The organism is Streptococcus sanguinis SK1 = NCTC 7863 (assembly GCF_000194945.1).
GTDB lineage: Bacteria > Bacillota > Bacilli > Lactobacillales > Streptococcaceae > Streptococcus > Streptococcus sanguinis.
Map to the genome: position 1 here is coordinate 52,757 of NZ_GL878507.1, position 12,758 is coordinate 65,514.

At 38.7% G+C, this 12,758-nt stretch carries 13 protein-coding genes and 1 riboswitch; of the genes, 10 read left to right on the forward strand and 3 right to left on the reverse strand.

The features are described from left to right. Positions 1–13: 13 nt before the first annotated feature. Both HMPREF9378_RS10540 and trkA read right to left on the reverse strand, forming a co-directional pair. Positions 14–1,453 carry a TrkH family potassium uptake protein gene (locus HMPREF9378_RS10540; protein WP_002899746.1) on the reverse strand — a complete coding sequence of 480 codons (1,440 nt, stop codon included), beginning with the start codon at positions 1,451–1,453 and terminating at the stop codon, positions 14–16. Positions 1,454–1,458: 5 nt separating this feature from the next. Continuing rightward, positions 1,459–2,808: a Trk system potassium transporter TrkA gene (gene trkA, locus HMPREF9378_RS10535; RefSeq protein WP_002899748.1), complete on the reverse strand. Its 1,350-nt coding sequence runs from the start codon at positions 2,806–2,808 to the stop codon at positions 1,459–1,461. 340 nt (positions 2,809–3,148) lie between these two features. Here trkA and HMPREF9378_RS10530 point away from each other — a divergent pair, with 340 nt between their 5' ends. The 3 genes from HMPREF9378_RS10530 (at position 3,149) to HMPREF9378_RS10520 (ending at position 5,244) form a co-directional block, all read left to right on the forward strand. Further along, complete coding sequence (locus tag HMPREF9378_RS10530; RefSeq protein WP_009659168.1) at positions 3,149–3,652, forward strand: tRNA (cytidine(34)-2'-O)-methyltransferase; 504 nt, start codon at positions 3,149–3,151, stop codon at positions 3,650–3,652. Between the two features lie 116 nt (positions 3,653–3,768). Continuing rightward, positions 3,769–3,915, forward strand: a riboswitch (FMN riboswitch). Between the two features lie 131 nt (positions 3,916–4,046). After that, positions 4,047–4,604 carry an ECF transporter S component gene (locus HMPREF9378_RS10525; protein WP_002899751.1) on the forward strand — a complete coding sequence of 186 codons (558 nt, stop codon included), beginning with the start codon at positions 4,047–4,049 and terminating at the stop codon, positions 4,602–4,604. Beyond that, entirely contained in the window at positions 4,594–5,244 is a 651-nt protein-coding gene (locus tag HMPREF9378_RS10520; RefSeq protein ID WP_002913241.1) for a phosphatase PAP2 family protein, read from the forward strand. The genes HMPREF9378_RS10525 and HMPREF9378_RS10520 overlap by 11 nt, the downstream gene beginning before the upstream one ends. 202 nt (positions 5,245–5,446) lie before the next feature. On the opposite strand, the gene HMPREF9378_RS10515 is transcribed toward HMPREF9378_RS10520, so the two are convergent. Further along, positions 5,447–6,019: a TetR/AcrR family transcriptional regulator gene (locus HMPREF9378_RS10515; protein WP_002913242.1), complete on the reverse strand. Its 573-nt coding sequence runs from the start codon at positions 6,017–6,019 to the stop codon at positions 5,447–5,449. Between the two features lie 340 nt (positions 6,020–6,359). On the opposite strand from HMPREF9378_RS10515, the gene HMPREF9378_RS10510 reads away from it, so the two are divergent. From HMPREF9378_RS10510 to HMPREF9378_RS10480, 7 genes are all read left to right on the forward strand, one after another. After that, complete coding sequence (locus HMPREF9378_RS10510; RefSeq protein ID WP_002913243.1) at positions 6,360–7,703, forward strand: MATE family efflux transporter; 1,344 nt, start codon at positions 6,360–6,362, stop codon at positions 7,701–7,703. A gap of 610 nt (positions 7,704–8,313) precedes the next feature. Next, positions 8,314–8,613 carry an MGMT family protein gene (locus tag HMPREF9378_RS10505; RefSeq protein ID WP_002913244.1) on the forward strand — a complete coding sequence of 100 codons (300 nt, stop codon included), beginning with the start codon at positions 8,314–8,316 and terminating at the stop codon, positions 8,611–8,613. A 59-nt stretch (positions 8,614–8,672) separates the two neighbouring features. Beyond that, positions 8,673–9,620, forward strand: coding sequence for a tRNA modification radical SAM protein MnmL/YtqA (mnmL, locus tag HMPREF9378_RS10500; protein WP_002913245.1), 948 nt, complete (start codon positions 8,673–8,675; stop codon positions 9,618–9,620). Next, a complete protein-coding gene (mnmM, locus tag HMPREF9378_RS10495) occupies positions 9,614–10,165 on the forward strand; it encodes a tRNA 5-(aminomethyl)-2-thiouridylate-methyltransferase MnmM (protein ID WP_002913246.1) in 552 nt (183 codons plus the stop codon). The genes mnmL and mnmM overlap by 7 nt, the downstream gene beginning before the upstream one ends. A gap of 239 nt (positions 10,166–10,404) precedes the next feature. Beyond that, positions 10,405–11,001 carry a TetR/AcrR family transcriptional regulator gene (locus tag HMPREF9378_RS10490; protein ID WP_002913247.1) on the forward strand — a complete coding sequence of 199 codons (597 nt, stop codon included), beginning with the start codon at positions 10,405–10,407 and terminating at the stop codon, positions 10,999–11,001. Next, a complete protein-coding gene (locus HMPREF9378_RS10485; RefSeq protein WP_002913248.1) occupies positions 11,001–11,954 on the forward strand; it encodes an ABC transporter ATP-binding protein in 954 nt (317 codons plus the stop codon). Before HMPREF9378_RS10490 ends, HMPREF9378_RS10485 begins: the two co-directional genes overlap by 1 nt. Beyond that, a complete protein-coding gene (locus HMPREF9378_RS10480; RefSeq protein WP_002913249.1) occupies positions 11,941–12,717 on the forward strand; it encodes an ABC transporter permease in 777 nt (258 codons plus the stop codon). The genes HMPREF9378_RS10485 and HMPREF9378_RS10480 overlap by 14 nt, the downstream gene beginning before the upstream one ends. The last annotated feature ends 41 nt before the right edge of the window (positions 12,718–12,758 follow it).

Sequence of the window (12,758 nt, forward strand, 5' to 3'; positions counted from 1 at the left end):
TTCCGAATATTTCCTATCTTCTAGACCAAGTCTTAGGCAGGAAGAGCAGGAGAATCGGGTAGATTTCCAAGCGACCGCCAATCATAGCAAAGGCTAGCAGAAGTTTAGAAAAAGGACTAAAGATAGAAAAATTATCTGTCGTCCCAATCATAGGACCGATATTGTTAAAGCAGGATAGGACACCACTGACAACTGTCATGAGATTGTTGTTATCCAGGCTGACGATGAAAATGAGTGCCAGCACGATCAAAACATAGGTTGCTAAATATTTGAGAACCTTGTGCTGGGTATCCTTGTCTAAGACTGCACCATTGACATGCATGGTTAGGACCCGATTAGGTGATAGGGTAGAGAGGATTTGATTTTTGGCAATGCGGGAAATGATAATCCCCCGAATAACCTTGAATCCCCCAGCGGTTGATCCAGCCGAACCCCCGATACACATGAGCAGGAGCAGGATGACCTGAGAAAAGAGAGGCCACTTGACCGTATCGCCATAGCCAAATCCAGTTGTTGTGATGACATTGGCTACCTGGAAGAAGGAAATCTCCACGCTCTTGGCAAAGCCTTGATAGAGGTGGAAGACATTAAAGGCAATCAAGGCTGTGGAAAGAAAGACAATCCAGAGATAGCCCCTAAGCTCTTCATCACCAAAGCAGGCCTTAAACTTACGAATCAGCAGATAATAATAGAGGTTGAAGTTGACCCCGAAAGCTAAAACTCCAAAGCTGACCAGATAAGTAATCAGCGAGCTGTTATAGTGGGCGATACCGTCATTGTATACGGTGAATCCGCCCGTACCAGCTGTTCCCATGGCAATGACCAGACTGTCAAAGAGGGGCATGCCCGCTAGGAAATAAAGCAGAGCAAAGATAGCAAAGAGAGCCAGATAGATGATATAGAGGATTTGGGCCGTACTCTTGAGCTTGGACACAACCTTGCCAAAGACTGGGCCCGGAACTTCTGCTTTCATGACCTCCAAGTGACCATTTTTAGCATTGTCCATAATAGCTAGGGCAAAGACCAGCACTCCCATCCCTCCGATTAAGTGAGTAAAACTGCGCCAGAAGAGCAGCGAATGAGAGAGAACGCCGACATCGTTGAGAATAGTTGCTCCCGTGGTTGTAAAGCCGGAGCTGACCTCAAAGAAGGCATCAATGATGTCCGGTATCTGACCAGAGAAGACAAAGGGCAGGGCTCCGAAGAAGGACCAGAGAATCCAGCAAAGGGCTACAATCAGTACACCTTCCTTGGCGTAGATATGCAGGTCCTTGGGCTTGAAATAAGAGCCTATGCCACCTAAAACTAGCAGGATAGCCATGGTCGCCCCGATAGAGAGAAAGACTTTTAAAGGCTCACCGTAGATTAGAGCGACGATAATGGGTACAATCAGCAGAGCCGCCTCAATCAGTAGTAATTTTGCCAGCAGGTAGCGAATCATAGATCTATTCATGGGGCCTACCTCGCTAACAGATCGTAAATCTGCGTGATATTTTGGAGCAGAGTGGTCACGACAATTTTATCTCCAACTTGCAGATTGTCATCGCCTGTAGGAAAGATAGCTTTACCTTGGCGGATAATGGCCGCAATCAGAACATCTTTCTTCAGATGAAGCTGAGACAGAGGAATACCAGTCATCTTGTTTTCTTCCTTGATTTGGAACTGCAGGGTCTCGATTTGGCCGTTGGCTACATGGTGCAGAGCTTCTAGGTTAGAGAACTGAGCATTGTAGCGACCGCGGATAAAGTGCATAACTGTATCAACGGCGATACCTTTAGGTGTCACGATGCTGGCAAAGTCTTGGTTATCAATGATTTCCAACAAACTAGTCCGGTTGACCTTGGTGATGTTTTTCTGCACACCCAGATTATTAAGGAACATAGAAGTAATGATATTTTCTTCGTCTACACCAGTCAGGGTAGCGATGGCATCAAAGTTATTGGCGCGTTCCTCCAGTAGGATATCCTTGGCAGTACCATCTCCATGGACAACATAGAGATCAGGAAATTCCTGACTGAAAAAGGTTGCCCGTTCATGGTTAGATTCAATGACTTTGAGCTCGATTTTACTATTCTTGAGAATATTGAGCAGGTAATAAGCAATCTTGCCTGCCCCGATAATCATCAGGCTCTTAACCACTCTAGGTCGTACCATATTATGGAATTGAACGATGTCCAGGCGGTTACCTGTGACATAGATTTTGTCGCCGGCATCCAAAGTGAAGTCTCCATCAGGAATTTCCAAGTGCCCTTTTCTCTCAATGGCACAAACAATGATATTTCCAAATTTCTTGCGGAACTGGGAAATACTCATCTGGCAGAGATTGCTGTCTTCCTTGAGTTTGAACTCCATCAGTGCCACCCGGCCATTGGCAAAGTGCTCTACTGACAGGGCATTAGGGAAATCAATGATATTGGCAATATAGCGAGCAGTTAGGAGCTCAGGATTGACCACCAGCGAGAAGCCTAGAATGTTCTTCTCCTTAAAGTAAGGGTTGGAATATTCAGGATTACGCACCCGAACGACGGTTTCCTTAGCGCCCATTCGTTTGGCCAGAACAGCTGAGACCATGTTGACTTCATCATGCTCAGTCATAGAGATGAAGATGTCACAGTGACTAACATCCGCTTGTTCTAAGATTTTGAAGTTGGCTCCATTGCCAGCAATACCGATAATGTCATAGCGCTTGGTAATCTGGTTGAGAACAGCCTCATCCTGCTCAATCAGGATAACATCATGATTTTCAGCCACTAAGGAGCGACAGAGGGCCGTCCCGACCTTCCCGCCACCGACAACAATAATTTTCATAAGTTTAGATTCCTCCAAAGTATGTATCTATCATACTCTTTTTTCAATTAAATTTCATCTATAAAATACAGAATAGCTTGCTTATTTATAGAATTCCGAATATTTTTTTACCAAAATGGTATCTTCCTGTGATATTTAAAAAAAAGTACAACTTTTTGAGCATTTTTTATTGACTTGTAGGCTGAAAGTGTTATACTAAATGAGTACCTTCATTGGTTTACCTCAAACCTGTTGTGATGTAAGTTAATGAAGCCTTAACCACGCTGTTTGCTGAGCTTGACTCCGGGCAGTGTGGCTATTTTTTTATCTAAAGAAAAATACTAGGAAAAATATTCTTATTATGAAAAATCATATTGTTCTTTTTGAGCCTCAGATTCCGCAGAATACCGGCAATATTGCCCGTACTTGCGCCGCGACTAATTCACCGCTTCACATCATCAAGCCCATGGGTTTTCCCATTGATGATCGCAAGATGAAGCGGGCTGGGCTGGACTATTGGGATAAGCTGGACATCACCTATTATGAGAGTTTAGACGATTTTATGGAGCAGATGGATGGCCGTCTTTATCTGATTTCTAAGTTTGCAGAGAAGGTCTATTCTGAGGAAAATTTTGCAGCAGAAGGTTCGCACTATTTTATGTTTGGTCGTGAGGACAAGGGATTGCCAGAGGAATTTATGCGTCGTCATCCAGAGAAGGCACTGCGTATTCCCATGAATGATCAGCATGTTCGCAGCCTCAATGTTTCAAACACAGTCTGTATGATTGTTTATGAAGCCCTGCGCCAGCAGAATTTTGCTGGCTTAGATTTGGTACACGAGTATGAAGCGGACAAGCTGAAGTAGCGGAATGAATGTATCTAAGCAGTTAATTTTCCTGATTGATAGAACACTAATGTTGAAACATTTTTGATTACATCAATCAAATTGCTTGCTCTGGCAGGCTTTTTTTGTTATGATAATGATGTCTTCAGGGCAGGGTGAGATTCCCGACCGGCGGTAATTTTTGGATTGGAAATTTTTTCTCAATGCCAATTAAGTCCGCGAGCGCAAGCTGATGTGGTGAGATTCCACAACCGACAGTATAGTCTGGATGGGAGAAGACGAGAGGCAGTGAAGCATACTTGCCGTTTAATCTTTATTTAAGGGCTGAGCCTTATACTAAATAATCATTAGCTGACAAGCTTTTTTCAGTGGCCTTTCCGGCTTCTCTAATTTTTATAAATTGGAGGAACCTGTGATGACAAATACTCGTAAGTTGGCGATTGTAGCAGTTTTATCTGCACTTTCATTTCTACTCATGCTTTATGAGATTCCCTTGATAACTGAGTTTCTAAAGTTGGATTTTTCAATTATTCCGATTTTACTGGCTTTGGTAGTCTTGGATCTAAAAAGCTCTCTAGCAGTGCTCTTGATTCGCTCTGTCTTAAAGCTAGCTTTGAATAATAATGGCGTAGGCACTCTAATCGGTCTACCCATGAATATACTAGCGGTAGCTGTCTTTGTTTGTGCTTTTTCCCTCTTGTGGAAAAAAAGAAAGAGCTTATCTAGCTATGTGAAGGCTTCCTTAGCAGCAACACTTGGTCTAACGATTACTATGATCATTCTAAATGTCATTTATGCTGTGCCTCTCTATGCGAGGTTTGCTGGTTTTGATATTAATAAGGCATTTGGTCTTTCCAAGTATCTGCTGACTATGATTGTCCCTTTTAACCTATTAGAAGGAGTAATCTGGGCTGCTGTCTTTTGGCTAATTTACAAACTCATACAGCCCGTTCTAAAACGCTATGAAAAATAAACAATCTTATCTAACAAAGGGCTCTTTTGCCCTTTTACTTTTCTTTATGCTAGGCTACATGGTCAAATTTTATCCTGAGCAGCTGACCAGCTTTGACACCCCGATTCAGACCTGGTTGCGGGGAGACTTGCCTGCAGCTTTGACGACTTTTTTCAAACTAGTGACCAGTGTGATTGATCCGATGGGGATTATCATCTGGGTTTCGGCTCTTGTCCTGTTTTTCCTTTATAAAAAATGGAAGCTGGAAGCTGCCTTGCTAGCGGGAAATCTGGTCTTACATGGGATTTTGATTAAGCTGATTAAACTCCTTTACCAAAGAAGCCGGCCCAGTCTTTCGCATTTGGTCAAAGAGGGTGGTTACTCTTTTCCGAGCGGGCATGCCATGGCGACAGCCGTTGTTGTTGGGACCTTGATTATCATTGCCCAGCAACGAATTCAAAACCAAAAAATCAAGCGATTGGTACAAGGTTTGCTCTTTCTCTTTATCTTCATGATTATGGCTTCCAGAGTCTATCTGGGAGTGCACTACCCGACAGATGTAATCGGAGGAGCCTTGATGGGCTTTGCCATCCTCAATATTGAATTTCCTTTTTATGACAAGCTGCGTTTCCAGTGGCGTTTCAAGGGAAAGCAGAAATAGCGTTTACTTTGATAAGAATAATCAATAGGAACAGAGTTACAGAGTCGAAAAATTATTTATGGCATAATTCTTGAGTTTTAGAATTCAAACTTAGTTTTGGATTACAGTTATCATACACTGGCCGTTAAAAAATGAGTTATAATTGAATTATTGAAAAACACCAAATGAACATGGTAAGTAGTTCATTTGGTGTTTTTTAGTTTTAAGCATTTTGAATAATATCTTGAATAGATAGCTTGCAAAGTGATTTGAATTTTTTAGAAAAGACTTCAGGAGATTCTGGAATTGCTTGTGTAATCCATGACTTTATAATTGATAGAGTATAATTAACAAGTAATTCTTCAGTAAACTCTTTAGATAAACCCATTTTACTAGACAGTTGAATGTTTTGGCTAATCCAAGTCTTATATTGGTTCTTTAAAAAAAGTTCCCAATTAGGATCAGCTGCAGTTGAATAAAGATATTTTAGCCAGATTCTATTCTCAAAAATTAATGGTATTATTTCAGAAGCAAGGAAGTCAATAAAAAGAGCATTATCGGATCCATTTGAACCTGGTACAAAATCTAGCATTTTTGACATTATTCGTTCGTCAATGTCGTGATGAATAGCTTCAATTATTTCGTTAGGAGAGTTGAAATGATTTTTATAGATTGTTTGTCTTGCTATGCCTGCTTCTTCTGCAATCTCAGAAAAAGAAAAGTTAGATTTATCAGGATATTTTTCAGAAAGTCGAAAGAAAGCAGTGATAATATTTTCTCGCGTATCTTTGGTCATTGCCGTTATTCTCCTTGTCAGTCAATATGTAGCCTAGTACTTCTAATGTTATTAGTAAAAAATTATTTTAGTCTAAGTATAATTAATTAGATTCAATACTAACAAAAAAATTACAGTTTGTAAAAAATTTTCTAAATTGCTTTTGATTATTCTGTAAAAGCGAGATATTTTGGCTACATTTTGTAAATTTTTGGTACTGGAAGTAGTGTAATGAAAATGTTATTATGTAATTTATGTTGTGTCTATGCTCTTTATCAAAATGGGAAATGTTGTCTAAAAGGGTATATGACTGGAAGAATCTTTACGAGTAGAAAGAGCTTTGAACAAATGAGACATAGTCATGAATAAATTAGAAAATATATCTGTAAAAAAACTGTTAGTTCAACTAATTATTCCCTCATTAGTTACAGCAATAGTAAGTGGATCTTATAATTTAGTTGATGGCATATTCATTGGACAGACCTTAGGGCTTGAGGGGAATTCTGCTAATACATATACATTTATGATATATGCCTTGGTCTATGCTTTTTCAGCTCTAGCGAGTGAAGGAACAGCATCCTTGTTGACAATCTCACTTGGCAAAAAGGATTACAAAAATGCCCGATTAATTTTAGATTCCTCTATCCAAGTTTCTTTAATTTTATCAATTCTACAGTCGATACTTTTGTGGTTTTCCTTAGAAGGCTTATTGATTATTTTTGGGGCACCACAAGAACTGTATCATTATGTTAAGGAATTTTGCCTTACATTTCTTATTGGAGCGCCTATATATTTTGTCTCACACACTCTTTTGTACTGTTTGCGGGCTCAAGGTAAGATTAAAGAAGTTTTACATATCAATGCTATTTCATTTCTTGTGAATGCAGGGACTGGTGCAGTTCTAATTCTTGTATTTCATACTGGTTTTTTTGGATCAGCTTTATCTACAGTTCTGGCTAATCTTGCTGCACTTATCTTGATATTCAGAGAGTACACTGGAAAATCTAACGATTTAAAAATAGATTTGAAGAGCTTATTATTTATTGATAAAAAGCTTATCAATAAAATTATTGCAATGGGGTTGCCATTCTTTCTTACAACGGTCATATCTGTGATATTACTGATATTATATAATAGGGTTGCTTTTGATTATGCAGGTACTTATGGTATTGCTGCTTTATCTATAACCTCTTCAATCTATCGCTATATTATTTCTTTGATGAATGCTATTACTAATGGAGTTCAGCCTGTAATTAGTTTTAATTATGGTGCAAAAAATTATAGTAGAATAAAGCAATCACTTAGCCTTTCACTAATAATCAGCACAATTTTTTCTCTGTGCTTGTTCCTTATAATTCAAATTTTTGCAGCGCAAATAGCTACACTGTTTAATTCAAGCGATCCAAAATTTATAAAGTTTTCTAGTACAGCCTTAAGACTTGTTATGATTTCGTTACCTGTACAAGGAATCATCAATATCGGAACTAACTATTTTCAATATATTTCTTTCTCGCGGATATCTACTTTTTTAGTTATTTTGAGACAGATTATTTTTCAAATACCTTTAGCATTATTTTTACCAATTTTGTTTGGAATAACTGGCCTATGGTCCTCTTATTTTATTTCAGATTTTTTGATACTTGTGATTATAATGTTTTGGCTAAAATTTATGATGACTAAATTAAGGAAAATTATGGAGGCATAAAATGACCTATATAGAGATGTGTAATTCTTTTAAACGATATAAATCAGGAGACAGCGAGATTGTCGCTAATAATAATATAAATTTTAAAATAGATAAGAGAGACGATGTATGTTTATAAAGAAATAATTTGATTTTATCTATTCTAGGTTCTGTAGTAAATTTTTGTTTAAAAAACATAAACATGTTAGAAGCATTAAAATCTGTAGATTGATTATATTTTGTTTTATATATATTATTTGAGTATAATTATATCCCTTTTTCTTTATGGAAGAAGGGATTTTTCGAGTCACTGCCGGATTTTGTGGTAGAATGGAATTTATAAAAACTTATAACCTCTTAAACTTTCATTATTGGAAGTTTTTAGAGGGTTAGCTAATCAATAAAGTTGTAGAAGTAAGTTTCGATTGCTTCTATCTTAGGAACGATCTTGCCATGAACTGGAGGGTAAGAAAGCTTTATAACTATAAGTGGAATGAAAGTTGCTCGGAAATGATATGAGTACATCATCAATGAAAGAGGTTTTATAATATATATATATATATATTATAAAACGAAGGATAGTGTTCTGGCCTTTCTGATCCACTTTGTAAAAAGGAGGGTCATTTCCGTTTTGAATCAAGAACTCATAGATGCTGTTTTGGCATTAGTAGATAGCATTCCCTCTGGGCGCGTGGCGACCTATGGCCAGATTGCCCGTTTGATTGGGCGGCCTAAAAACGCTCGCTTGGTGGGAAAGATTCTCAGTCAGTCGGAACTTTATGGCGGCAAGCATCCTTGCCATCGGGTAGTCAATGCGGCAGGACGCCTCGCACCAGGCTGGGAAGACCAGAAACACTTGCTTTGGGCAGAGGGAGTAGACTTGAAGGCCAATGGCTGTGTGGATTTGAAAGTCTATTTGTGGAATCGGTGATTTCCTTCTTTCTTTGTGAAAGAGGGAATTTTTGTTTCTAAACTCTTTTTTGTGGTAGAATGAAAGGTATGAAATCTTACAATTCTTTGAATGATTATTATCGAAAACTTTTTGGAGAGAAGACTTTTAAGGTGCCCATTGATGCGGGCTTTGACTGTCCCAATCGGGATGGTACGGTAGCGCATGGAGGCTGTACTTTTTGTACCGTTTCGGGTTCTGGTGATGCCATTGTGGCACCAGATGCGCCCATCCGCGAGCAGTTCTATAAGGAAATTGATTTTATGCACCGCAAGTGGCCAGATGTTCGTAAGTATCTGGTCTATTTCCAGAACTTCACCAATACACATGAGAAGCTTGAAGTGATTCGTGAGCGTTATGAGCAAGCCATTAACGAGCCAGGTGTCGTTGGACTTAATATCGGGACTCGGCCGGACTGTTTGCCTGATGAGACCATCGCCTACTTGGCTGACCTGTCCGAGCGTATGCATGTGACCGTGGAACTGGGGCTTCAGACTACCTATGAGGAGACTTCGGACCTCATCAATCGTGCCCATTCTTATGAGCTCTATGTGGAGACGGTCCAGCGAGTTCGTAAGCTGGCTCCCAAGGCGGAGATTGTCTCTCACTTGATCAATGGCCTGCCGGGCGAAACCCATGAGATGATGCTGGAGAATGTCCGTCGCTGTGTGACGGACAATGACATTCAGGGAATTAAACTTCACTTGCTTCACTTGATGACTAATACCCGCATGCAGCGGGATTATCATGAGGGGCGACTGCAGCTGCTCAGTCAGGAGGAGTATGTCTCCATCGTCTGCGACCAACTGGAGATTATCCCCGAGCATATCGTCATCCACCGTATCACAGGCGATGCCCCGCGAGATATGTTGATTGGCCCCATGTGGAGCCTCAATAAATGGGAAGTTCTCAATGCCATCGAGGCGGAAATGCGTCGTCGTGGCAGCAAGCAAGGCTGTAAAGCAAAGGAGCAGAGATTCGTATGTTAAGACCATTGCAGATGGCCCATGCCTTTTTGGCAGAAGTCGTGACCAAGGAAGATATCGTGGTGGATGCTACTATGGGCAACGGGCATGACACCCTCTTTCTGGCTCAATTGGCCAAGCAAGTCTATGCTTTTGACATTCAGGAGCAGGCTGTGGAAAAGACGCGCCAGCGCTTGGCAGAAGCTGACTTGGACAATGTTCAGCTAATCTTGTCTGGGCATGAGACTATGGACCAATACACGGACCATTTCAAGGCAGCTATTTTTAATCTTGGCTACCTGCCTTCGGCGGACAAGTCTGTCATTACTCGACCTGATACGACGCTGGAAGCTTTGGAAAAGGTCTGCCGAGGCTTAGAAAAAGGCGGCCGTGCAGCGATCATGATTTACTATGGGCATGAAGGTGGCGAAGTTGAAAAAGATGCGGTGCTAGACTTCGTTAGTCAACTGCCCCAGCAGGACTTTACCGTTGCCCTCTATAAGACTATCAATCAGATTAACAACCCGCCTTTCTTAGTCATGATTGAGAAATTGAGGGAAGAAACTTGATATACAATAAGGATACAGAGAGAAAAGCCAGACAATAGGAGCTTTCAGTGCTGTATCCTTATTTTTTAAATTGCGAAACTCAAATAAATAGGTCTAAAAGAAGAGAATTATGATGTGTGTAAATTTAAAGTCTTATATTTTCTTACAAAGAAGATATAAGACTTTTGACATTTTTTAGTTTATATGATAAGCTATGACTGTAAAATCAAAAAACGTCACAGAGTTTTTAGGAGGAAGTTATGGCTACTGCTTTTACTAGCGAAGAAAAAGAAGTTATTAGAAAGAAATTACATAAAGTTGCAAAGGAATGCCTTCAAAGATATGGGGTTAAGAAAACCACAGTTGACCAAATGGCAGCAATGGTAGATATTTCCAAAGGTTCTTTTTATAATTTTTATTCCTCAAAAGAAATGTTATTTTTTAAGGTCTTAGAAGAATATCAAATAGATGTTATGAATCGTCTGACAGAACAATTAGGTATGGAAACCAAGATAGATACAAATCGTCTGGTACAGTTACTTTATGATTTTTATCAAGATTTTCGCTATTCATTTATGTATACCATATTTAAAAATCATGAAATGGAATTACTCGTAAGAAAATTGCCAAAAGAGGCGATAACAAATCATCATCTGATAGATGATAGGATGGTAAAAGAAATTGTATCTCGAATCAACATTAGAGAAAATGTATCGGTAGAAATCGTCTCTGCTTTATTTAGAACGATTGCTATGACTATATTACACATCGAGGAAATCGGTGAAGAACAATTTGATACTACATTGAAGTTAGTCATACAAGGAGTTGTGGAACAAATTACTAAGGAGGATAGGTAATGGTGAAAGAAGCAATTAGAACCGCAAACCTTTCTAAAAGATATGGAACAAAAAATGTTGTCAACAACTTGAATCTATCAATAAAACCTGGTGAAATAGTAGGGTTTTTAGGACTGAATGGTGCAGGGAAAACAACGACGATGAGAATGATGCTAGGATTGATAAAATCTACATCAGGAGAATGCTATATTCAAGGAAAAAAGTTAGATCTGAATAATTTAGAACTTCGAAACGAAATAGGTTATATTATTGAGACGCCTTATTCTTATCCGGATTTAACGGTGAGAGAAAATTTAGAAATCGTTGGTAAATTAAGAGGGGTTAATAAAGATAATATTGACTGGGTAATTGAAAAATTAAAACTAAAGCAATATGAACATAAACAGGAGAAGCATCTTTCTTTAGGAAATGTTGCGCGTTTAGGAATTGCAAAAGCGATTATTCATAAACCTAAAATTCTAATTCTTGATGAGCCGACAAATGGATTAGATCCTTTTGGAGTTATTGAAGTGAGAGAACTGTTAAAGGAATTGGCGAATCATCTAGGTACAACTGTTCTTATTTCAAGTCATAATCTAGAGGAAATATCTAAAATTGCTACTAGGATAGTCATTATACATGAGGGCAGACTTATAAGAGAAGTTGAAAGCAATGAATTAGAGCAGTACTTAGAAAAGAAGTTACTAGTAAGTGGTTCTAATAATAAGGCTATGAAAGAAGTATTATCTAACCAGGGCTATCATGTAAACATTCAATCAGACACAGAAAATAATATCAATTTCTTAGAACTAATTGATACAAAATCTGTGGAATGCCCGGAAGATGTTGCTACATTGCTAGTCAATGCAGGTTATCCACCCAAATCGCTGGCTGTTGAAAAAGAAGATTTAGAGCATTATTTCTTAAGAATACTGAATGACTATCACGGAGGTATTTCGAATGAAAAAGCTTAGTTCCTGTATTTTAATTGAATGGAGAAAGTTAATAAAATCAAAACTTTCCATCGTAACTGCTTGTTCTATCTGTTTAGTTCCTTTTATTGTTGGCTTGTTTGCAACTATGATGAAATATCCAGAGAATTTCAAAAATCTTGGTTTGATTTCTGCAAAAATGGAAATGATGAGGATAACAGACTGGTCGTCATACTTAATGACCATATCACAAGTCATTTCTGTTGGGGGATTGCTCATTTTTGGATTTACAGCATCTTGGGTTTTTGGTAGAGAATATTCTGATAAAACTATGATTGACCTATTAGCACTCCCGATAAGAAGAGATACAATCGTATTATCCAAGTTTATCGTTATCGCTCTATGGAGCTATATTCTATCAATTTTTGCTCTTTTATTAGGATTATTAGCTGGCAATCTGATTGGACTTGAGGGTGGGAGCTTAATGGTGATTTTCAAAGGTATACTTACTTTTGTTTTTTGTACTACTCTTACGATTGTACTCTCTACTCCATTGGCTTTTTTTGCTTGTTTAGGCCGGGGATATTTGTCTCCATTGGCATTTATTATTTTTACAATTATTTTTTCTCAACTTGGTTCTGCTCTTAACTTTGGAAAATATATTCCATGGGCGATTCCTGCACTCGCAAGTGGTATTGCAGGAAAAGCACTATTGAATTTTGGGAGCATTGTCAGTTTATTTGGGGTAAGTATCCTAGGTCTTATCGCAACAATAGCTTGGTGGAGATATGCTGATTACGATTAAAATGAAGTGATGAAAATGCTAATAACACGAAACTAAGTCTT